Origin of the sequence: Duganella fentianensis, from assembly GCF_009857835.1 — a bacterium.
In the GTDB taxonomy this organism is placed as follows: domain Bacteria; phylum Pseudomonadota; class Gammaproteobacteria; order Burkholderiales; family Burkholderiaceae_D; genus Rugamonas; species Rugamonas fentianensis.
This window is the reverse complement of record NZ_WWCL01000002.1, coordinates 319,066-341,255: the sequence shown is the minus strand read 5'-3', so window position 1 is coordinate 341,255 and position 22,190 is coordinate 319,066. Positions and strand designations below refer to the sequence as shown.

The following is a 22,190-nucleotide window of genomic DNA, read 5'->3' as shown; positions in this document are numbered from 1 at the left end:
TAGTCTTATGTCGGAGTGTATTGCATTGCGTTTAATGCACCGTTGCCCCTAAATGGGGGTGCTCTGCGCCTTTTCAAGAGCGTGCCAGCTCGCTTTCGAGGAAGCGCCACACTTGCGGGTCCTGCATGGCGGCCACGTTCAGGCGCATGCGGGTAGACGGCAGCTGGGCCGGCGAAAACAGGCTGCCCGGTGCCAGCAAGAGGTTCTGCGCCATGGCCCGCTCGGCCAGCACATTGGTGTCGCGCCCCGCATCGACCCAGACGAACATGCCGGCCGGCGCCGCCACATCCACCTTCAGCCCTACCCTTTCCATCTGGCGGATAGTCTTGGCGCGCAGGCCGTCGAGGCGGGCACGCATGCGGTCGGTGTGCTTGCGGAAGGTGCCATCCGACAGCACCTTGTACACCACCCGCTCGCCGATATCGCTGGTAGTCAGCATGGTCAGCATCTTGCGGTCGGCCAGCCTTTCGGCCCGCTCGGGCGACGCGGCAATAAAGCCCACACGCAGATTGGCGGCCATGGTCTTGGAGAAGCCGCCCAGATAGATCACGCGCTGCAGCTGGTCCAGCGCGGCCAGCCGCGTGGCCGGCTGCACTGCGCTGCCCGGGTGCAGATCGCAGTAGATATCGTCTTCCACGATGACGAAATCATGCTCTTCCGCCAGCCGCAGTACCTGAAACGCCTTGGCCGCCGACAGCGAAGTGGAACTGGGGTTGTGCAGCACCGAGTTGATGATGAAGAGCTTGGGCTTGTGCAGCGCCGCCAGTTCGGCCAGTTTGGCAATGTCCGGGCCATCGGCAAGGCGCGGAATACCCACCACCTTGGCGCCCAGCGCGGCAAACGAGCCAAACATCAGGAACCATGCAGGATCGTCGACAAAAATCGTATCGCCGGGCTGGGCGAATTCACGTGCTACCAGATCCAGCGCCTGCGTCACACCGGCCGTAGTCACCAGCTGTTCCGGTGCGGCGGCAATTTCCAGCTCGGCCAGCTTGTGCTGCAGCTGCTGGCGCAGCGGCAGAAAGCCTTGCGGCACGCCGTAGCTGAGCAGCACACCGGCATTCTGCCGGCTTACTGCCTTGAGCGCATTCGAGATGGCTGCCCCATCGAGCCAGTCGGACGGCAGCACGCCGCTGCCCGGCATCTGCGCATGGGGCATCTGGCGGAACATATTCCGCACCAGCCAGACCACATCGATAGGCTTGACTTCAAAGCCGCCACCGCTGTGACGCGACGGGCTGGCTGCCGTGCCATGGCGGGCCATGCCGCCCCGCTCGCGCACGAAGAAACCGGCGCCACGGCGCGATTCCAGATAGCCGGTCGCCACCAGCCGGTCATAACTGGCCACCACCGTGAACGGCGACACCCCATGGGCTGCAGCAAAGGCGCGGATCGAAGGCATGCGCGCGCCGCCGCGCAGCAGCCGGTCATCGATACGGGCCGCGACAGAGCGCACGATCTGGTCGATCAGGGTTTCGCCCGACTCGCGCGACAGCAAGCCCAGCAAAGCACCGGCCGGTGCCGCGCGGCGCGCGCGCAACACGCTGGCAGGTACGGCCACGCTGGCCGTAGCGGCCGCCGTGTGGCTGGCCGCCGCCATCGCCGCCCGCCCTGCGCCAGCTTCAGCGCCGGACAGCTTGTGCGTGGGGGCACTGGCCGCTTGTGCCGCACGGGCTTCGGCGGCCGCCAGCGCTTCCGCCACGGCAGCGGCAGCATTGGCAGCGGCATCGCCCAGCAGCGAGCGGCGGCTACGTGTATTGGTCATTTTGCCATCACAGTACAGAAATTAACTATGCAAGTGTACTTGTACTGTACTGGTTTTGTCACGTAGCATAAAGACCATGGAAAGCCGTCCATATGGCGTGGCGCGCTGCTGTCGGCAGGAGCGGGAGACGGAATTCTGCAACTGGCAGCGCCACCAGTGGCAGCTCGGGGCGAGAAATGCAGGTAAAACCGCAGGAAAACCGTAGACTATCTTGATTTTGCCTCAATTGTGGGCAGCGCCTGCTACAACACGTACAATAACGGTCTTGAATCTGTCCCACCCACTTTAATTGATCTGGAACTCACATGTCTGTCTACGAAAAACTGAAAGCACTCGACATCACCCTGGCTGCCCCTGCTACCCCGGCTGCGGCCTATGTTATGTATGCTCAAACGGGCAATCTGGTGTTCCTGTCCGGTCACATCGCCAAGCGCGCTGACGGCAGCGTGTGGGTAGGCCAGCTCGGCAAGAACATCGACACGGCCGAAGGCAAGGCTGCAGCGCGCGCCATCGCCATCGACCTGATCGGCACGCTGCAGGCTGCCGTCGGCGGCGACCTGACCCGCGTCAAGCGCATCGTTAAAGTTATGAGTCTGGTGAACTCCACGGCGGATTTCACCGAACAGCATCTGGTCACCAACGGCGCCTCCGAGCTGCTGGGCGAAGTGTTCGGCGATGCCGGCAAACACGCCCGTTCGGCCTTCGGCGTTGCACAAATCCCGCTGGGCGCCTGCGTCGAAATCGAATTGATCGCGGAAGTCGCGTAAGCGGGCGGCTGCTTACCCGCAGCTGTTCCTATTAAAGAAAGCACGCCACAAGCGCGCTGATGGCATCACCGGCCCTGCCGGTTTTACTCTAGTGAGACAAGTATGAAAATCGAAAACCCTGCACCGATCCAGTGGCGCTTCTCGGAACGCGCCGAACAGCTGCAATCGTCCTTCATTCGCGAAATCCTGAAGATCACCCAGCAGCCGGAGATCATTTCCTTCGCTGGCGGCCTGCCTTCGCCACAGACCTTCCCGGTCGAGACCATGAAAGCGGCCTTCGACAAGGTGCTGAGCGAAAACGGTAAAGTGGCCCTGCAATACGGCCCGACCGACGGCTACCTGCCGCTGCGCCAGTGGATCGCCGATTCGCTGTCCGCCAATGGCGCGAAAATCGTGCCGGAACAGGTGCTGATGACCTCCGGCTCGCAACAGGCGCTGGACCTGCTGGGCAAAGTGCTGATCGACGAAGGCAGCCGCGTGCTGGTGGAAACCCCGTCCTATCTGGGCGCCCTGCAGGCCTTCTCGGTCTACCGTCCTGAATTCAAATCGGTGGAAACCGACGAACACGGTCTGGTACCGGCCTCGCTCGACAAAGTGGCGGCCGGCGCGCGCCTGCTGTACGCCCTGCCTAACTTCCAGAACCCGACCGGCCGCTCGCTGTCGGTGGAACGCCGCGTGGAACTGGTAGAAACCTGCGCCCGTCTGGGCCTGCCGCTGATCGAGGACGATCCTTACGGTGCTCTGAGCTACAAGGGCGCACCGGCACCGAAGATGGTGGCGATGAATCCCGATGGCGTGATCTACATGGGCTCCTTCTCCAAGGTACTGACTCCCGGCATCCGTCTGGGCTACGTGGTGGCACCGCTGCCGCTGGTCCGCCGTCTGGAACTGGCCAAACAGGCCGCCGACCTGCACACCTCGCAGCTGACCCAGATGGTGGTCTACGACGTGATCAAGGACGGCTTCCTCGACCAGCACATCCCGAAAATCCGTACCCTGTATGGCGATCAGTGCCAGGTCATGCTGGACGCCATGGCGCAGCACTTCCCGTCCGCCGTGCAGTGGACCAAGCCGGAAGGCGGCATGTTCATCTGGGTCACCCTGCCTAAGCATATCGACGCGATGAAACTGCTGGACGAAGCCATCGCCCAGAAAGTGGCCTTCGTACCGGGTTCGCCGTTCTACGCCAACGAACCGGAAACCAATACCCTGCGCCTGTCCTTCGTGACGGTGCCGCCAGAGCGTATCCGGGCCGGTATCGAGATCCTCGGCAAGCTGATTGCCGCCAAGCTGTAATCCAGCCAGCCATCGGCCAGCAAACGAAAGAGCGACTCCGGTCGCTCTTTTTTTTAAAAAAACAACAGCTTGAAAACGTCTTCAGAGTGACAGAAGTTTATTTCCCCAAAAAAACTTAATTATTTGTCCCATAAGCGCTGGGCTAGGCGTTATGATTTTGCACGTATCCCCTATTCGATAGCAGGACAGCCCTTGGTCACCCCAGTCACCCCACTGCAGCACGCTAGCCGACGTGACGCCGCGATCCTCATCGTGGACGACGCGCCGGAGAATCTGAGCGCCTTGCGGAGCATGATGGTGCAACAGGGATATCAGACATTTGTGGCCAACAACGGCGAACGTGCACTCAAAATTGCCCGCCGCGTCCACCCCGACCTGATCCTGCTCGATGTGCTGATGCCCGGCATGGATGGTCTGGAAACCTGCCGCCAGCTGAAAAGCCATGCGTCCACCCAGCGCATCCCCGTGATCTTCATGAGCGCCAAAACGGAGACGGAAGATGTGGTGGCCGGCTTCGATATCGGCGCAGTGGACTACATCCGCAAACCGCTGCGCATGGCCGAAGTATGCGCCCGCGTGCGCACCCAGCTGCAGATCCGCAGCCGCAGCGAAACCCAGGAAGAACAGGCCGAGCGCCTGCGCGCCATCGTCAACAGCATGGCCGAAGGTCTCTTGATCATCGAAGCCGATGGCCGCATCCAGTTCGCCAATCCGGCCTGCGTCAATTATCTGGGCTATACGGAACAGGAACTGGCGGGACGGAATATCTCGGAACTGCTCAACCCCATGGTGGCGCAGGAATACCTCGATTACTTCAAACGCTACTCGGCCGAGCCGGAAGCAGCGCACAGCCATGGCACGCGCGAAGTGATCATCCGCCACCGCAACGGCAGCTCGGTCTGCATGGACCTGACGCTCACTCCCATGGTGCTGCGCCAGCCCCTGTTTGTCGGCCTGCTGCACGACATCACCCACCACAAGCAGTCGGAAGACGCGCTGCAGCGGGCCGCCATGATAGACCCGCTGACCAAGATCGCCAACCGGCGCCACTTCGACGGCTTCATCGAGAAGGAATGGCAGCGCGCCATGCGCAGCGGCCTGCCGCTCTCGCTGGTGGTGCTCGATGTGGACCACTTCAAACTGTATAACGACACGCTGGGCCATCCGGCCGGCGACGCCTGTTTGCAGCAGGTGGCGCAGGCAATTGCTGCGCACGCGCTGCGCCAGACCGATCTGGCGGCCCGCTACGGCGGCGAGGAATTCGTGCTGCTGTTTGCGGAAACGGACGGCAGCACTGCCCTGCAGATGGCCGAGGCCATACGCTCACGCATCGAAGGCCTGCAGATTCCGCACCCGCGCTCCGCCACCTCGCCATGGCTGACGGTGAGCATAGGCGTGGCCACCACCCACCCGCGCCATCTGGACAGCATAGAATCGCTATTCGTTGCGGCCGACCGTGCCATGTACGTGGCCAAGGAGCACGGCCGCAATCAGGTGCAGGCCACCCAGTGCGGCAACAGCAGCGCCATGGATGCCATCAAAGCGCTGGCGCTGCGCTAATCCTCACACCTGCTCCGGGTAGCCGGTGATATCGGCGATCTGCTGGTACATGGGCTGCAGCCGCTGGTACATATGCAGGTAGACGCGCTTGTACAGCCGGTCGTAGATCTGCCGGTTGGCGGCAATCGGCTGAAACACGCGACCGGGACGGGTCATGGCCCGCGTGGCCGTATCGAAGTCCTTGTGCAGTCCCAGCCCCGCCGCGATGGCGATCGCTGCCCCCAGCCCAGAAGTCTCATAGATGTGCGCCCGCGCCGCCGGCAGGCCGAAGATATCGGCCGTCAGCTGCATCGCTGCATCGCTCTGCGAGCCGCCGCCCGCCACGCGCAGCTCCGTCACGGGCACGCCGCTGCGCTTCTCGATGCGCTCCTTGCCTTCGCGCAGAGCATAGGCCAGCCCTTCCAGTATGGCGCGGTACATGTGCGCGCGCGTATGCACATCGCCGAAACCTATCATCGCGCCCTTGGCTTCCGGCCCCGGGGTCTTGATGCCGGGGCTCCAGTAAGGCTGCAGCATCAGGCCCATGGAACCGGGCGGCACTTCGTTCACCAGCTGGTCGAACATGAATTCCGGCGCCAGCCCCTGCTCGGCCCCCGTCAGCTGTTCCAGATGGCCGAACTGCTCCTTGAACCAGTTCACCATCCAGTAGCCGCGGAAGATCTGCACTTCCGTGCTGTAGGCGCCGGGGATGGCGGCCGGATACGGCGGAATCAGCGGCGTCACTTCCACATACTTGCGGCTGGTGGTGTTGATGGTGGCCGTAGTGCCGTAACTGAGGCAGGCAACGTGCGGCTCGAGCGCACCCGCACCTATCACTTCGCAGGCCTTGTCGGCCGCTGCCGCCACCAGCGGCGTGCCTTCGGGGATGCCGGTAAAAGCGGCGGCATCGGCCGTGATGGCGCCGATGATGGTGCCCGGCGCGACCAGTTCCGGCAGCATGTCGGGACGGATTTTCAGCGCCTCCCATTTCCAGTCGCGCGCACCGGCCCACTTGTGTCCCTTGTAGTCGAACGGCAGATAGGCCACCTGCGAACCGATGGAATCGACATGGCGGCCGCACAGGCGGAGGTTCAGAAAGCCCGACAGCAGCAGGTATTTATAGGTCTGCTGCCAGACCTCGGGCTGGTACTGGGCGATCCAGTTGATCTCCGCTTCGCGGCGGAAGTATTCGATGGTGCCGGACAGGCCAGTGAGCTTGAAGGCCGTGCGCCACAGCAGGCTTAATGGCGGCTGAAGGCCCACGCGGCGCTGGTCCAGCCACGTAATGGCGGGCCGCAGTACCTTGCCGTCGCGGTCCACATTCACCACCGTGCCGCGCTGGGTAGTCACCGCCACGCCTTTGATGGCAGTGCGCGGCACGCTGCAGTTCTGCCACAGCTGCTGGCAGGCCTGCCCTACGGCGCGCCAGTAGCCGTCGGCGTCATGCTCGGCCCAGCCCGGGTGCTCCGAATAATAGGCCTGCAAATGCACTTGCGCCTTCGCCACCAGCTTGCCCTGCAGATCGAACAGCAAGGCGCGCACGCTCTGCGTGCCATTGTCGATAGAAAGTAGGTATTGCTCTGCCATGGTGCTCTGTCTCGCTCTTCCCGTTTTTATTGTCGTTCTTCTGCTTTTTTTTGACCGGCCCGTGCTTATGCGGGCAGGCTGTAGTGCTTGTTCCATAATGCCACATAGGCGGCCTGTTCGGCATCCCAGCGCTGGTCGCTCCAGCCCAGTTCCGGCTGGCAGATGGCGCGGATGCGCGCCATGATGGCCAGCCCGCCCTGACGCAACTGCAGGCCGATGCGGCTACGGCGCAACAGCAGGTCTTCCAGCCGCTGCACCGCTTCGCAACGCGCGGCCCAGCGCAGCTGCACCCAGCAGGTTTCCGTGCCGCCTATCAGTTCCAGTTCACCTTCCTGCGCGGCCGCCAGCACCTGCGCCGTCAGCGCGCCATAACGCCCCTGCAGCTTGTGCGCCATCCCGGCCGGCAGTTGCGGCGCATGCGCTAGCGGAGCCGGCGCGGCATCAAACACGGGGCGCGGCGCGAGATCGGCCTGCCAGTCCGGCAGCAGGCTGGCAGCGCGGCGCAAGGCATCGAGCGCGATCACGCGGAAAGTAGTCAGCTTGCCGCCCGTGACCGTCAGCAGGCCATGCTCCAGCCACAGCGCGTGGTCGCGGCCTTCCTTGGACGGATCGGCCTTGCCCGTATCGATCACGGGCCGCACGCCCGCATAGGTCGCGATCACATCGCGTTCGCTCAGCGCCAGCTGGGGGAACTGGTCGTGCAGCACGGCCATCAGATAGGCCACTTCGTCACGCGTGATGCTGGCGTCGTGCGCCATGTCGTCCTTGTGATCGACGTCGGTGGTGCCCACCAGCGTTACGCCTTCCCATGGAAAGGCAAACACGGGGCGACCATCATACGGGTGCATCAGGCTGATGGCCTGTGCCAGCGGCAGCCGCCATGCCGGCAGCACCAGATGGCTGCCACGCAAGGGCCGCAGTCTGGGCTTGAGCGGTGCCAGCCCCGCCATTGCGGCAGTACCAGCCTGCGGCCCCGCCGCGACGGGATGTGCGGCCGCCTTGCCGGCCTGCAGACGCAGGCCATCCGCCCAGGCACCCGTTGCGCTGATGACCACACGGGCGCGCACAGCATACGGCGCCGCCTGCGGCACATCGCTCTGCATATCGCACACCTGCACGCCGCCTATTTTTCCGCCTATTTGTCCATTGCTCTGCCCTTCACCGTGCCCGCTGCCTGACTCGCCATCGCGCAGCAGCCCCTGCACCGCCATGTAATTGAGCGCCACCCCGCCATGCGCCTGCGCTTCCTGCAGCACGCGCAGCACCAGCCGTGCATCGTCCGTCTTGGCATCGGTGTAGACCATGCCGCCCAGCAGTCCCTGGGTCGAAACATTGGGTGCCAGCGCGGAAAACTCCGCACGGCTGTAGTAGTGGCGGCTACGCTGGCCAGCCAGCCGGTCATACATGGCCAGCCCTAGCAGGAACATCAGCTTGCCCGGCTTGCGCCCCGCATAATGGCCGAAGGCGAAGCTCTGCGGCTCCACCAGCCCCGCAGCCTGCTGCAGCAGATGTTCGCGTTCATGCACGGATTCGCGCGTCAGGCCTAACTGGCCTTCCTTCAGATAGCGCAGGCCACCGTGCACCAGCTTGGAGGAGCGGCTGGAAGTGCCCCAGGCGAAATCGCGCTGCTCCAGCAGCAGTGCCTTGAGTCCGCGCCGCGCCGCCTCCAGCAGAATGCCGGCGCCGGTAATGCCGCCGCCAATCACGATCACATCCCATGGCTGCGCCAGCAAGGCAGGCACTGCTGCCCGTCCGTCCCGGCTCCAGACGGCGCTCATGGCAGCAGCTTCCCGGGATTCATGATCTGCTGCGGATCGAAGTGACTGAACAGCGCCTGCATGGCCGACAATCCCAGCTCGCCCTTCTCGGCTGCCAGATAAGGCGCATGGTCGGTGCCCACGCCATGCTGGTGACTAATGGTGCCGCCTTGCGACACGATGGCAGTGCTGACGGCATGCTTGAGCGTGCGCCAGCGTGCCAGATCCTGCTCATAGTTGCCCGCCAGCCGGAACACGAAGGTGGTGTACACGCTGGCGCCCTGCGCATACAGATGCGACAGATGGGTGTAGGTATGTACCCGTTCGCCATACTGGGCCAGTGCCGCCGTCGCTGCCGCCTCCACTGTCCGCATCATGCTGCCCACGCGCGTCCAGTCCACCGCCGTTTCCACCGTATCGATGGCATAGCCGTGCTGCCACGCAGCGTTGCGCAGATAAACGTTGCGGAAGCGGTTCTGCTTCCATTTCTCGCCCATGTAACGGCCGATATGCACGCCGCCCAGCGGCGCGGTGATTTCCAGCGCTGCCCGCAAAGCCGTTTTGGCAGTCCGCTTCTGTCCGCTCACGCCCAGCATCAGCATGCACTTCTGCTGCTTGCAGCCGCGCAGGGCCAGATAGTTCTCCAGCATGCCGATCAGGCGCTTGTGGCCCGCCAGCGCCAGCATGGTGGTAGTCTCCAGCGGGTTGGACAGGCGCAGCATGGAGAGGCTCAGCCCCGCCTGTGCCAGCAAGCGCACGGCCGTTTCGGCTGCCTGCCAGTCGGGGAAGAACACGGCATGGAAGGCTTCGTATTCAGGCAGCGCCGTCACCCGCACGGTGGCTTCCGTCAGCACGCCCATGCGTCCTTCCGAACCGAGTACCAGTTCACGCAGGTCGGTGCCGGCGGCCGATGCAGGGAAAGTCTGTACCCGCAGCGTGCCGGCCGGCGTCTCCACCACGCCACCACGGAACAGCTGCTCGATACGGCCATAGCGCAGCGATTGCTGGCCGGACGAACGCGTCACCACCCAGCCGCCCAGCGAGGAGTATTCGAACGACTGGGGGAAGTGGCCCAGCGTGTAGCCGCGCGCACGCAACTGCGCTTCCAGATCGGGCCCCAGCACGCCGGCGCCGAAGGTGGCCAGCTGGGCTTCCGTGTCGAGATAGTGTAGCTGGCGCAAGCGGCTCAGGTTCACCGTCAGCACGGGCTGGGCTCCGGCCTGCGCCGTCAGATGACCGACCACGCTGGTACCGCCGCCCTGTGGTATCAGCGCCACGTTGTGGCGCTGCGCGTAGGCCAGCAAGGTGCGCACCTCGTCGCCGCTTTCGGGATAGGCCACGCCATCAGGCGCCGTCTCGATCACGCCATAGCGCAGGCGCAGCCAGTCCGGCAGGCTCTGGCCCAGCGCATTGCGCAGGCGGACTTCCGCCTCCGTCTGTATCAGGCCAGCGACACTGGCGTCAGGCGGCAGGCGGCTGGGCGCGATGCGGGCGCAGGCCTGCTCCAGCGTGGCATCCTGTACCGGCGTTCCGGCACCGATGCGCTGCGCCAGAAATGCCAGCGCCTCATCATTCAGCGCAAACTCTACTGCCTCGTCTCCCCATCCGTTCCAGCGTCTCATTGTTTTCCTGTCAGCGTAGCGGCGCGCTTGCTATACTGGGGCGCGCCTAGTTTGAATGACACGAGAATAAAAGAAGCCGGAATACCGGTATTGCGCTTTCATGACAACCACCTTGTTCGATTATGCCAAGCCCGCACCCTGAGCACGCCCGGCGCGTGGCAGGCTCCTATCTGCAACCCCTGCTCGATGCCGCCGCAACCCGTGGCGTGACGCCGGCCGCGCTGGAACAGGCCGCCGGTCTGGATGCGGGCAGTCTGGCGCCGCTGCCGGACAGCCTGCCCGCCGACCTGTATGTGCGGCTGCTGGAGCTGGGCGCACAATTGGCGCAGGATCCGCACTTCGGCCTGCATGTGGGTGAATGCGTCAAGCTGGGAACGTATAGCGTGTACGGGCTGATTCTGCTCAGCTGCCGCGATTTCGGCATGGCGCTGGAACAGACCATGCGCTACGAACAGCTAGCCCACGATCTGGGTCGCTCGGCCATTACCGTGCAGGATGGTGTGGCCAGCTACCACTGGCATAGCAACTATGCGGCCACGCAGCGCCATCTGGCCGATAGCGTGTTCGCCGGCATACGGGTGTTCGGCAACTGGCTGGCTGGCAGTGCGCTGCCAGCGGCGCAGCTCAGCCTGACCCATGATGGCGGGCCGCCGGAACTACGCGAGGAATACGTGCGGGTATTGGGTGCCATGCCCAGTTTTAATGCGGGCGCCAACTGCGCCAGCTTCGATGCGGCCATGCTGGACTGGCCCGTGCCGAATGCCGATGTGAGCCTCTACCCCGTGCTAGAGCAGCACGCGGAACAGCTGCTGCGCCAGCGTGCCGCACAGACGCCGGCCATCAGCCAGCAGGTGCATGCGGCCATCGTGCGCAGTCTGGCGCACGGACAGGTCAGGCTGGCGACCATCGCCGAGGAACTGGCGCTATCGCCGCGTACCCTGCAGCGCAAACTGAGCGAAGCGGGATCGTCGTTCCAGCAGGTGCTGGATCAGGCCCGCTTTGCACTGGCGCGCGATTATCTGCGCCGGCCGGAACTGAGTCTGGTCGATATCGCCTTCCTGCTCGGTTATCAGGAGCAGAGCGCCTTCAACCACGCCTTCCGCGAATGGGCCGGCGTGAATCCGGGCGCCTACCGGCTGGAGCAGCCGTAGCGCCTATTTCTCCGCCACTTCCTTGAGATTGGCGAGACCGGCCTCGAAGTCCTTGCCTATCATCTTGTCCATGCTGACGAATAGGCCCATCAGGCGGGTAGTGAAATCAGCCGGCCCTGTCATGGTCCACACCACGCTGGTCATCTCGCCTTTGCTGGCCAGCGTAAATTCCGTCTGGCAGGCCGAGGCAAACGGCTTGATGAAATCGAGTTTGATCTGCACCAGTTCGGGCGCTTTCAGCCCCGTGATCTCCATGCGGCCAGCGCCCACCTTGTCGTCGCCTTCCCACGCATACACGGCGCCCAGATCTTCGGTGGCACCGCTGTAGGTACGCTTCATGGCAGGATCGAGCTTTTCCCACGGCGACCACTGAGTCCAGTGGTGGAAGTCGCTAATCAGCGGCTGGATACGCTCGGCCGGCGCCTTGATATCGATCTGGCGCTGCACGCGGAATGTGGTCGGTTGTACGGTCGCCATGCCCAGTATGATGGCGATCAGCAGCAGCACACCCAGCCCTATCTTCTTCAGCATAAGTCCTCCCTCCCATGGATATCAGGGCGCGACCGCGCCCGGCTCACTCAGGCCAGTGCTTCCTTGGCCGCTTCTTCGGGCGACAGGCCATCGTAGAACAGATCAGTGAACCACTCCACCTGCTCTTCGATATGCTCCTGTGCCTGCGCCTGCGTAGCGCCGCCCTGCACCAGAAAACCTTCCACCTCGATACACCATTGAATCAGTTCCAGCGTTTCCGGATCCAGTTCTTCCTTCTTCTTTGCCATGCTCATCCTCCGTTACGCTGTGGGTAATGCCTAAATAAAGTGCCAGTGTAACAGGCCACCGGCCGCCCCCCTACTTCTGCGGATACAGCACCACCTGCACATAGTTCTGCGGGTTCAGATAGCTGCGCGCACTGTCCTTCAGTTCGGCCGCCGTCAAAGCCTCCACCCGCTGCGGATAGGTCAGCACATCGGCCGGATCGCCCTGATTGAAATAGGCGTTCATCAGCACGGCCATCCAGTAGCCGTTCTCGCGCAGGCCTTTGCGGTAGTTCTTCATCCACGCTGCTTTGACCTTCTGCAGGTCGGCTTCTTCTACGCCCTTATCCGCGATGGTGGCAATTTCCGCAAACACGGCCGCCAGCACCTTGTCGACATTTTCCGGCGCACAGGGCAGCGTCGCCGTCACCGTGAAATGGGGATAAGGCAGCCGTTCCATATTGCCGCGCAAGCCGCCGCTATACATCACGCCCATTTTTTCGCGCAGCACTTCGATCAGCTTGATATTCATGACTTCGATCAGCGCCTGCAGCCGCATGCGCTCGCGCAGCGAAAACTGCGCCTCGCCCGTAAAGGTCAGCGAGATCGTGCTTTTCGGTTCGCTACCGGCATACACCTCCCGCTTGACCACGCCCCGCACGGGCCGCACGCCATCGTCGCGGAACGCCACCGCTATCTCGTCCACCGGCAGGCTGGCCAGATAGGTCGCCAGCAGCGGCCTGACCTGCTCGACAGTGAAACTGCCCGTCATGAAAAAGGTGAAATCGCGTGCGCTCGACATGCGGCTGTGGTACAGGCCCAGCACCTTATCGAGCTGCAGCTGATCGAAGTCGGCCGGCTTGGGCGCACGCGGCACACGCGGCTGCTGCGGATACAAGGTAGCCGTCACGGCATCTTCCAGCACGGCTTCCGGCCGCGCCAGATTATTGCGCGCCAGTTCGCGCTGTCTGGCCACAAAGGACTCGAAGATGGTCGCATCCTTGCGTGGTGCCGTCAGATTCAGGTGCACCAGCTGCAGCATGCTTTCGATATCGGCGCTGCCGGAACCACCGTTTACGCTTTCATTGACACCGCCTATGCTGGCGCCCGCGCCTGCCGTTTTACCGGCCAGTACTTTCACGATATCGGCCGGGGTGAATTCCTGCACGCCCATCTGGCTGACGATGCTGCTGGCATAGCGAGCGCTGAACAGATCGTCGTCCGCAAACAGCGACCAGCCGCCAAAGCGCAGCCCCGTCAGGATCACCTGATCGTTATTGAAGTCGGTCGGTTTGAGCACCACCTTGACGCCATTACTCAGCTCCAGCCGCGTCAGACCCAGCACGTCGTCGCGGCTTTCACTGACGATGCTGCCCGCCTTGGGCGGCTGCGCCATCAGCTGGCGCGCCAGCGGCTTTTCCTCCTGTGCTGCCACGTCACGCTTTTCGGCCGCCGCGGCCAGCGCCAGCAGCTCGCCCGCCTTGGGCGCCGTGCTGCCGCTACCTGCGCTGCCCGTGTACACCATCAGTTTGCTGCCACCATCAGGCAGCTGGGTGCGCGCTACGGCGTTCAGGTCGGCCAGCGTGATTTCGGGTATCAGGGCCTGGGCGTAACGGTATTCGGCGGCGATGCCAGGTATGGTTTCCTGTTCGAGGAAATTGCGGATCAGCTCAGCCGCGTACACGGCGGAATCGGATTTATCACGCTCGTTATACAGGCGCTCGTAATTACGCAGCATGCCTTTCTTGACGCGTTCCAGCTCCGCTTCGCTAAAGCCGAACTGGCGCGCGCGCCGGCTTTCCTGCAGCATGGCCTGAATGGCCGGCTGCACGCCGTCCTTGCCCAGCAAGGCACCGGCGCTGAACGAGCGGTAGCCATGCACGATACCGTTCATGCCCGCCCCCGCCTGCAGATACGGCGGATTGGCCTGCTGGGTCAGCTCGTACAGACGCATATTCAGCAGCGTCGTCACCATATTCTCCAGCAGTTTCTGGCGGTAGTCGCCCACCGTACGGCCTTGCGGCGCCGGCACCACGGGATAGCGGATCAGCACCGAGTTGTTGGCAATCTCCTTATCCGTGTACACCACTTCTTCCGGCTTCACGCGGGCCGCAATCTTGGCGTACTGGTGCGGCCGTGCATGGGGCGGATTTTTGAGCATGCCGAAATGCTGCTCTATCAGTGCCCGTGCGCGCGCCGGTTCGATATCGCCCACCACCACCACGGCCATCAGGTCGGGCCGGTACCAGTCGCGGTAGAAGCGGCGGATCGCTTCGTACTTGAAGTTCTTCAGCACCGCCTCCTGACCTATGGGCAGGCGCTGGGCATACAAGGAGCCGTTGAACAGCTTGGGCAGCAGCACCTTGTTCACGCGGTCATCCACACCTTTGCCCATGCGTAGCTCTTCCAGCACGATGCCGCGTTCGCTGTCGATATCGGCATCATTGAGCGACAGGCCGTGGGCCCAGTCTTCCAGCACCTGAAAGCCCTGCTGCACCACTTCCGGCTTATCGCTGGGCAGCGGCAGGATGTAGATGGTTTCGTTGAAACTGGTCGAGGCGTTCAGATCGGCACCGAACTTCACGCCCACCGACTGCAGATAGGACACCAGCTCGTTGCGCTTGAAATGGGTGGAGCCGTTAAACGCCATGTGTTCGAGGAAGTGGGCCAGCCCCTGCTGGTCTTCGTCTTCCTGCATCGAACCGGCTTTCACGATCAGCCGCAATTCCAGCCGGTTTTCCGGTCTGGCGTTTTTCTGCACATAATAAGTCAGGCCATTCGGCAGTTTGCCCAGCATGACTTGCGGGCCAACGGGGATGGGATCGGACAGCTTGAACGCAGCAGTAGCAGGAACGGCAGCAGTGGCGGCAAGCGCCAGCGAACTGGCAGTAAACAGCGCGGCCAGCACCGCGCGACGGAACAGAGCTACTGACAGACCTGACTTCATACCTGACGCATCCGGAAAAAGCGAAAGACTTACCTTACACCGAAACGTCGCGCTTGGGAGGAAATCGTCATTGCAGGTAAGGGAAAACCTTACACCGGATCACAACAGGGCTTCTGCTAGAATGCGGCGATGAATAGTTCCCGCCTTGTCTACTCCACCGAAACCGGCCGTATCTGTCCCGCTTGCGGCCAGCCTGTCGCGCATTGCCGCTGCAAGGCCGCCGCCCAGGCCCGCCCTCAGGGCGATGGCAATATCAAAGTATCACGCGAGAGCAAAGGCCGTGGCGGCAAGACCGTCACACTGGTCAGAGGCATGGCGCTTGATGCAGATGCCCTGAGCGCGCTGGGCAAGCAGTTACGCAGCGCCTGCGGCTCGGGCGGCACGGTCAAGGATGGCGTAATCGAAATTCAGGGCGACCACTGCGAACGGGTGATGGAGGCGCTGCAGAAACAGGGCTACCAGCCCAAGCGTGTAGGCGGCTAGGCCCTACACCACTGGCCGCGCGGGTGCCGCAGTTTCAGCTCTGCTGGCTGGCCGCCAGCGCAGCTGCCTCGCGCAGCTTGTCCTTCTTGCTCTTGCGCTTGCCCTTGATACCGCCGTTCACCGTATCCGTCACCGAATTTGCCGCTGGCGGCGGCACGGTTTCCACTGGCTCGAAGCCGCGCACCTGCTCGCGTTCTAGCCGCACTTCCTGACGCTTTTCGATCAGCCGCATATGCTGCTCCGTCTCTGCGCTGACGAAACTGATCGCCACGCCGCTCTCGCCGGCACGTCCCGTGCGGCCGATGCGGTGGGTGTAGTCGACGGCGGAACGGGGCAGATCGTAATTCACCACGGCCGGCAGGCGGGCGATATCGATACCGCGCGCCGCCACATCGGTCGCCACCATCACCTGCAGGCGGCAGGCCTTGAAGTCGGCCAGCACTTCGCTGCGCGCGCCCTGACTGAATTCGCCATGGAAGGCGGCAGCACGGATGCCGTTGCGGTTGAGCTTATCCGCCACATGCTCGGCCGCATATTTGGTGGCGACAAAGACCAGTACGCGGCTCCACTGGTTTTCCTTGATCAGATGCTTGAGCAGCATGGTACGGCGCGGCACATCGACCATGATGGCGCGCTGCACGATATCGGGCTTGCTGACCGGTTCGGACAGCACTTCCACCCGCTGCGGCTGGTGCAGCATGCGCTCGGCCAGCGCCTGCACCAGCGGCGGGAAGGTGGCCGAGAAGAACAGGTTCTGCCGCTGCGGCGGCAACAGCGACAGGATGCGGTTCAGCTCTTCGCTAAAGCCCAGGTCCAGCAGGCGGTCCGCCTCGTCCAGCACGAACATGGCGGTGCGGCCGATTTTCAGGGCATTGTGATCGATCAGATCAAGCAGGCGCCCGGGCGTGGCCACCACGATGTCGGCACCGCCGCGCAAGGCCATCATCTGCGGATTGATCGACACCCCGCCAAACACGATGGCCACCTTGATCTGCATGGGCAGATGGGCCACCAGTTTGCGGATCGATTCGCCCACCTGCACCGCCAGCTCGCGCGTCGGCACCAGCACCAGCCCGTGCAGCTGGCGCGGGCCGCTGCGGTTGTCCAGCAGCGACTGCAGCAGCGGCAGCGCAAACGCTGCGGTCTTGCCGGAGCCGGTCTGCGCTGCGCCCAGCACATCGCCGCCACGCAGGATTACGGGGATGGCAGCGCGCTGAATCGCGGTGGGGTGCTGATAGCCGATTTCGGTTACGGCGTTGACGAGCGGGGGAACCAGGCCCAGTGAAGAGAAAGACATGTCGGCCTTAGGGTGTACGGTAAGTAAGCAAAAAAATGAAGATTCCGGTGAATACTGCGCAAGTATAAAGCATGTGGCCAGCTCCGCTGCAGCCCGATTTGCCCTGGCCCCGCATTCGTGGGAACATAAGGTTTTCGACTAAGCGGACGAATATGATCAACTGGGATGCCCACGCCTGCCTGCCACAGCACCCGCAGGCTGATTTTACGCCGGTACAGCGGCTGCATGCCGCAGGCGTCAATTATGTATCGCTCAACGTGGGTGCCGACATGAACCCGCTCACGCAGATCATGTCCGTCATTGCCGGCTATCGCGCCACCATCGCCGCCAACCCGGACCGCTATGCGCTGGTGGCTAGCGTGGACGACATCATCCAGGCCGCTGCCGACGGCAGGATCGCCATCAGCTTCGATCTGGAAGGCGCGCTGCCGCTGCTGGAGCAGCCGGAAATGATACCGCTCTACGCCCAGCTGGGCGTGCGCCAGATCCACTTCGCCTACAACCGCAACAACAGCGTGGCCGATGGCTGCCACGACCTGCCGCGCGGCCTCACCCCGCTCGGTCACAGCATGGTGGCCGCGGTCAACGATGCCGGCATCCTGATGGACTGTTCGCACACGGGCCGGCTGTGCAGCCTCGACATCATGTCGGCCTCGGCGCAGCCTGTCATCTTCAGCCACGCCAATCCCTACACGCTGGTGCCGCATGGCCGCAACATCACCGATGAACAGATCCGCGCCTGCGCGGCAACGGGCGGTGTGGTCTGCGTGTCCGGTCTGTCGTGGTTCCTCGGTCAGGAACACCCCACGGCCGACGACGTGGCGCGCCATGTGGCCTATGTGGCCGATCTGGTGGGCGTCTCGCACGCCGGCATCGGTCTGGACATCTGCTTTACCCAGCCGGAACTGGACGATACGCCGCCCGGCGACTTCGACCCGACCTACTGGTGGCCGGCTTCTGCCGGCTACAGCGCCGAGCGCGCCCCCACCTTCACCCCGCCCGAAGTGTGGCGCCAGCTACCGGCCGCCTTGCGCAAAGTGGGTCTGAGCGAAAGCGAAGCGGAACTGGTATTGGGCCGCAACATGATGCGCGTGGCCCAGCAGGTCTGGAGCGCTGTCCCCTAAGGCGATGACGCGGCCGGCGCTGCAGCGGGCGCCGGCACCATAGCACTGGCCGGCGTCAGCGCCTTGCAATCATCCTGATCGAAGGCGCTCTGGAACTGCAGCACCTGCGCGCCCAGCTGCAGCGCCCTGATGGGCGGTGCCACCAGCTGGAACTGGCCCAGTTTCAGCCTTTCCACCAGTGCCGGACAAGCACTGCCCTGCAAGGCCAGCCGCCCATGCAGGCTCCACTCGCCGTCGCTGTCGCGCCGGTACAGGGCCGGCCCCGGATAACCTGCGCCGCTAAACAGCAGCACTTCCGGCTGGCCATCGCCATCCATATCGAGTATCAGCGCATCGCATTTCATCCCCGCCATGGTCAGGCAGCCGGGCACCGAACCATCGCGTCCCTGCCAGCGCTGGGCGGCAAAACTGTCCGGCAGGCGTGCACCCTGCGGCCACAGGGTCAGATTGTCGCGCACGGAGACCAGCGTGCCCGGCCTGGCCGGCGCCCAGGGCTGCACTTCCTTCAGCGCCTTGCTGGCCTGCTCGCGTATCCACGCTGCCTCTGGCCCGCTGCTCTGCTGCGCCAGCTGTTCCAGCGCCTGCTGGCCATAGCGCTGTCCTTCGAAGCGCAGATAATGGAAATCGAACAGGGCCGGCTTGGTCTTGCCCTTGGCCAGCCGCGCCATCTGGTTGTTGACCGACAGCCGGGCCGGATCAGCTATCGGCGTCAGCAGCGCCATCAGCACGGCCAGCACCACCATCGATGTCGCCACGTTGACGATGGCGATCGGCACCAGCCAGCTTTCATAGCGCTGCGCCGCCCACGCATAGCCGAAGGCATAGCAGCTGGCCACGACCAGCGCCGCGGCCGCAATCACCCGGTCCGAAGTCCAGCCGTAATCATGCACACGCAGGCCCAGCGCATACACGGCGATGGCGGTCAGCGGCAGGACCAGCAGCGCCGCTACGCGCGCACTCACGCGCACGGCCAGCGCTGCCTTGACATGGCCGTTCTGGAAAGCTGCATTAATCAGCACGATCAGCACGGCATCGGCCGCCAGCAGCAAAGCCGTTGCATGGCCCGTGCTCCACAGCGCGGCCAGCCCCGTGAACGGCAAGGTACACAGAAAGCCCGTGATGATCACGGCGGCCACCAGCAGCAGCCATGACAGCAGCACCAGCAGCAGGCTGCGGATACCGCGCACAATGGCTGGCCGCACGTCGGTGATATGCATGGCGCAGGACCAGGCAAAACAGATCACCGGCACATTGAACCAGGCTTCCGTCAGCATCTTCTTGAAGAAGTCCAGCTTGACCATGGCGAACAGGCCGCTGCCCATCAGCAGCACCAGCCACAGCGCCCCGACAAATACGGCCGAGAACAGCAGCTGCACTACCAGCTTCCACGACAGGTCGAAATAGCGGTCGTAGCTGGCGATGCGGCGCTGGTCCAGCGCACCGGCCAGCACCAGCGTATGGGCAATGAACAGGAATACGGCGCCGCAAGGCAGCACGGGGCCGGCCAGCACGCGCCAGGCCGGATTGCCGCCCGCCCCGGACGCCAGCAGCAGGCCCACATCGCGCTGTACGGCATGCAGGGCGATGGCCAGCACCGCACCTGCCGCCAGCAGCATCCATAGCGCCAGCTTCTTCGGCGCCATATAGCCCATGGCCGAAATCAGCATGGCCGGCAGCAGCAGCCCTGCCATCAGCAGCGGCGCCATCACGGCCGGCGTGCTGGCCAGCCAGCCGCCCTGCTGGGCCGAACGGTAAATCCAGTACAGCAAAGCGCCCTGCACCAGCCCTGTCAGCAGGCGCAAGCCCATCACCCGGGTGCTCACCTGCACCGACGGCAGCAATTCATCCTGCTCCATGCTCATCCTTCCTGATCGCGATAGCCCGCAGTATGGCATAGCTGCCTGACCGACTGGCGCCCGATGTTTATTATTTGGCATGACAGACACAGCATGCGATGTGCCGGCGCCATAGACGCTATAATGCCTGTCCTGCTGTTATGCATTCTGCTCTTTTTACAACGATCCGCCTCTGGTCCGTCACGTGAACCCACATCTCGACAAGCTGCAATCCTATCCGTTCGAAAAGCTGCGCCAGTTATTCTCGCAGGTCAGCCCCAATCCGCACTATAGCGCCATCAGTCTGGGCATGGGCGAACCCAAGCACCCCACGCCGAAATTCATCCAGCAGGCCCTGATCGACCATATCGACGGTCTGGCCAACTACCCCACCACGGTAGGTTCGGACGCCCTGCGCGGCGCCATCGCCGGCTGGCTGGAGCGCCGCTACGGCATCCCCAAACTGAATCCGGCCACCCAGGTCCTGCCCGTCAACGGCTCACGCGAAGCGCTGTTTGCCCTGACCCAGACGGTGGTCGATCCGGCCGCCAAGTCGCTGGTGGTGAGCCCGAATCCGTTCTACCAGATCTACGAAGGCGCGGCCTATCTGGCCGGTGCCGAGCCGTACTTCGTGAATTCCGACCCCAGCCGCAACTTCGGCTGCGATTACGACAGCATTCCGGCCGAAGTCTGGCAGCGCGTGGCGCTGCTGTTCCTGTGCTCGCCCGGCAATCCGACCGGCGCGGTGCTCAGCCTGACGGACTGGGAAAACCTGTTCGCCCTGTCCGAGCGCTACAACTTCATCATCGCCGCCGACGAGTGCTATTCCGAGATCTATCACGGCAGCGAGGCGCCGCTGGGCGCCATGCAGGCGGCCCACATGCTGGGTCTGTCCACGGTGGAGCGTCCGTACGCGCGGCTGGTGGTGTTCTCCAGCCTGTCCAAGCGCTCGAATGTGCCGGGCATGCGCTCGGGCTTCGTGGCGGGCGACGCCGAAGTGCTGAAAAAATTCCTGTTGTACCGCACCTATCACGGCGGCGCCATGAGCCCTGCCGTGCAAGCTGCGTCTGTCGCGGCCTGGAACGACGAAACCCACGTCGAGCAGAACCGCGAAAAATACCGGGCGAAGTTCGCCGCCATCACCCCGCTGCTGCAGCCGCACCTGCAGGTGGAACTGCCGGACGCCGGCTTCTACCTGTGGGCCGATGTCAGCCAGACGGGCCTGAGCGACACCGAATTCGCCCAGCGTCTGTACGCCGAATATAATGTCACGGTTCTGCCGGGCAGCTATCTGGCGCGCGACGCCCACGGCATCAATCCGGGCCGTAACCGCATCCGCATGGCGCTGGTCGCCGAAACGGAAGAAGGCCTGGAAGCTGCCCAGCGCATCGTTCAATTCTGTAAATCCCTCACTCAATAAGACCGCACATCATGAGCCAACAACTCCAGCAAATCATCGACCAGGCATGGGAAGACCGCGCCAACATCAACCCGGCCAATGGCAGCGCCGAGCTGCGTGACGCCGTGTCGCACGTGATCGCCGGTCTGGACGCCGGCACCATCCGCGTCGCCGAAAAAACCGGCGCTGACTGGGTGGTCAACCAGTGGGTCAAGAAAGCCGTGCTGCTGTCGTTCCGCCTCGAGAACAACGTGGCCATGCCATCGGACGGCACCATGCAGTTCTACGACAAGGTACCGACCAAGTTCGCCAACTACACGCCGGAAGATTTCGCCAAAGGCGGTTTCCGCGTGGTGCCGCCTGCCGTGGCACGCCGTGGCTCCTTCATCGCCAAGAACGTGGTGCTGATGCCTTCCTACGTCAACATCGGCGCCTACGTCGATGAAGGCGCCATGATCGACACCTGGGCCACCGTGGGCTCCTGCGCCCAGATCGGCAAGAACGTGCACCTGTCCGGCGGCGTCGGCATCGGCGGCGTGCTGGAACCGATGCAGGCCAATCCGACCATCATCGAAGACAACTGCTTCATCGGCGCCCGTTCGGAAATCGTCGAAGGCGTGATCGTGGAAGAGAACTCGGTGATCTCGATGGGCGTGTACATCGGCCAGTCGACCAAGATCTACGACCGTGCTACCGGCGAAGTGACCTACGGCCGCGTACCGGCCGGCTCGGTGGTGGTATCGGGCAGCCTGCCTTCGGACGACGGCAAGTACTCGCTGTACTGCGCCGTGATCGTCAAGCGCGTGGATGCCAAAACCCGCGCCAAAACCGGCATCAACGAACTGCTGCGCGGTATCTAAGCCAGC

17 protein-coding genes are annotated in these 22,190 nt (G+C 63.6%); 8 read left to right on the top strand and 9 right to left on the bottom strand.

Going from position 1 to position 22,190, the window contains the following annotated elements; all coding sequences use genetic code 11:
• Positions 1 to 73: 73 nt before the first annotated feature.
• A complete protein-coding gene (locus GTP23_RS09360) occupies positions 74 to 1,765 on the bottom strand; it encodes an aminotransferase-like domain-containing protein (protein WP_229256027.1) in 1,692 nt (563 codons plus the stop codon).
• Between the two features lie 305 nt (positions 1,766 to 2,070).
• On the opposite strand from GTP23_RS09360, the gene GTP23_RS09355 reads away from it, so the two are divergent.
• The 3 genes from GTP23_RS09355 to GTP23_RS09345 all read left to right on the top strand — a co-directional run bounded on the left by GTP23_RS09355 (position 2,071) and on the right by GTP23_RS09345 (position 5,388).
• On the top strand, positions 2,071 to 2,532 hold the full coding sequence (locus tag GTP23_RS09355; protein WP_155435048.1) for a RidA family protein: 462 nt from the start codon (positions 2,071 to 2,073) through the stop codon (positions 2,530 to 2,532).
• 102 nt (positions 2,533 to 2,634) lie between these two features.
• On the top strand, positions 2,635 to 3,828 hold the full coding sequence (locus tag GTP23_RS09350; RefSeq protein ID WP_161034929.1) for an aminotransferase-like domain-containing protein: 1,194 nt from the start codon (positions 2,635 to 2,637) through the stop codon (positions 3,826 to 3,828).
• A 192-nt stretch (positions 3,829 to 4,020) separates the two neighbouring features.
• The gene (locus tag GTP23_RS09345; RefSeq protein ID WP_229256026.1) at positions 4,021 to 5,388 is read left to right on the top strand and encodes a diguanylate cyclase; all 1,368 of its coding nucleotides are present in this window, start codon (positions 4,021 to 4,023) and stop codon (positions 5,386 to 5,388) included.
• 3 nt (positions 5,389 to 5,391) lie between these two features.
• Here the strand turns inward: GTP23_RS09345 and GTP23_RS09340 are convergent, their stop codons facing one another.
• The 3 genes from GTP23_RS09340 to GTP23_RS09330 form a co-directional block, all read right to left on the bottom strand.
• Positions 5,392 to 6,954: an FGGY-family carbohydrate kinase gene (locus GTP23_RS09340; protein ID WP_161034928.1), complete on the bottom strand. Its 1,563-nt coding sequence runs from the start codon at positions 6,952 to 6,954 to the stop codon at positions 5,392 to 5,394.
• 65 nt (positions 6,955 to 7,019) lie between these two features.
• Positions 7,020 to 8,732 carry a glycerol-3-phosphate dehydrogenase/oxidase gene (locus tag GTP23_RS09335; protein ID WP_161034927.1) on the bottom strand — a complete coding sequence of 571 codons (1,713 nt, stop codon included), beginning with the start codon at positions 8,730 to 8,732 and terminating at the stop codon, positions 7,020 to 7,022.
• The gene (locus GTP23_RS09330; protein WP_161034926.1) at positions 8,729 to 10,333 is read right to left on the bottom strand and encodes an FAD-binding oxidoreductase; all 1,605 of its coding nucleotides are present in this window, start codon (positions 10,331 to 10,333) and stop codon (positions 8,729 to 8,731) included. Before GTP23_RS09330 ends, GTP23_RS09335 begins: the two co-directional genes overlap by 4 nt.
• Positions 10,334 to 10,455: 122 nt before the next feature.
• Between GTP23_RS09330 and GTP23_RS09325 the strand changes: the two genes are divergently transcribed.
• Positions 10,456 to 11,484, top strand: a complete 1,029-nt coding sequence (locus GTP23_RS09325) for an AraC family transcriptional regulator (RefSeq protein WP_161034925.1) — start codon at positions 10,456 to 10,458, stop codon at positions 11,482 to 11,484.
• A 3-nt stretch (positions 11,485 to 11,487) separates the two neighbouring features.
• Here the strand turns inward: GTP23_RS09325 and GTP23_RS09320 are convergent, their stop codons facing one another.
• The 3 genes from GTP23_RS09320 to GTP23_RS09310 all read right to left on the bottom strand — a co-directional run bounded on the left by GTP23_RS09320 (position 11,488) and on the right by GTP23_RS09310 (position 15,186).
• Positions 11,488 to 12,015, bottom strand: a complete 528-nt coding sequence (locus GTP23_RS09320) for an SRPBCC family protein (protein WP_161034924.1) — start codon at positions 12,013 to 12,015, stop codon at positions 11,488 to 11,490.
• Positions 12,016 to 12,062: 47 nt separating this feature from the next.
• Positions 12,063 to 12,263, bottom strand: coding sequence for a hypothetical protein (locus tag GTP23_RS09315; RefSeq protein WP_161034923.1), 201 nt, complete (start codon positions 12,261 to 12,263; stop codon positions 12,063 to 12,065).
• A 70-nt stretch (positions 12,264 to 12,333) separates the two neighbouring features.
• The gene (locus tag GTP23_RS09310) at positions 12,334 to 15,186 is read right to left on the bottom strand and encodes a M16 family metallopeptidase (RefSeq protein ID WP_161034922.1); all 2,853 of its coding nucleotides are present in this window, start codon (positions 15,184 to 15,186) and stop codon (positions 12,334 to 12,336) included.
• A gap of 129 nt (positions 15,187 to 15,315) precedes the next feature.
• Between GTP23_RS09310 and GTP23_RS09305 the strand changes: the two genes are divergently transcribed.
• Positions 15,316 to 15,669: a translation initiation factor Sui1 gene (locus GTP23_RS09305; protein ID WP_161034921.1), complete on the top strand. Its 354-nt coding sequence runs from the start codon at positions 15,316 to 15,318 to the stop codon at positions 15,667 to 15,669.
• Between the two features lie 34 nt (positions 15,670 to 15,703).
• Here GTP23_RS09305 and GTP23_RS09300 read toward each other — a convergent pair whose 3' ends face one another.
• Positions 15,704 to 16,966: a DEAD/DEAH box helicase gene (locus GTP23_RS09300; protein WP_161034920.1), complete on the bottom strand. Its 1,263-nt coding sequence runs from the start codon at positions 16,964 to 16,966 to the stop codon at positions 15,704 to 15,706.
• Between the two features lie 152 nt (positions 16,967 to 17,118).
• Here GTP23_RS09300 and GTP23_RS09295 point away from each other — a divergent pair, with 152 nt between their 5' ends.
• Positions 17,119 to 18,090, top strand: a complete 972-nt coding sequence (locus GTP23_RS09295; protein ID WP_161034919.1) for a dipeptidase — start codon at positions 17,119 to 17,121, stop codon at positions 18,088 to 18,090.
• Here GTP23_RS09295 and GTP23_RS09290 read toward each other — a convergent pair.
• Positions 18,087 to 19,946 carry a DUF4153 domain-containing protein gene (locus tag GTP23_RS09290; protein WP_161034918.1) on the bottom strand — a complete coding sequence of 620 codons (1,860 nt, stop codon included), beginning with the start codon at positions 19,944 to 19,946 and terminating at the stop codon, positions 18,087 to 18,089. The two genes, GTP23_RS09295 and GTP23_RS09290, sit on opposite strands and share 4 nt — an antisense overlap.
• 184 nt (positions 19,947 to 20,130) lie before the next feature.
• Between GTP23_RS09290 and dapC the strand changes: the two genes are divergently transcribed.
• Both dapC and dapD read left to right on the top strand, forming a co-directional pair.
• Positions 20,131 to 21,345, top strand: coding sequence for a succinyldiaminopimelate transaminase (dapC, locus tag GTP23_RS09285; RefSeq protein WP_161034917.1), 1,215 nt, complete (start codon positions 20,131 to 20,133; stop codon positions 21,343 to 21,345).
• 11 nt (positions 21,346 to 21,356) lie between these two features.
• Positions 21,357 to 22,184, top strand: a complete 828-nt coding sequence (gene dapD, locus GTP23_RS09280; protein WP_161034916.1) for a 2,3,4,5-tetrahydropyridine-2,6-dicarboxylate N-succinyltransferase — start codon at positions 21,357 to 21,359, stop codon at positions 22,182 to 22,184.
• The last annotated feature ends 6 nt before the right edge of the window (positions 22,185 to 22,190 follow it).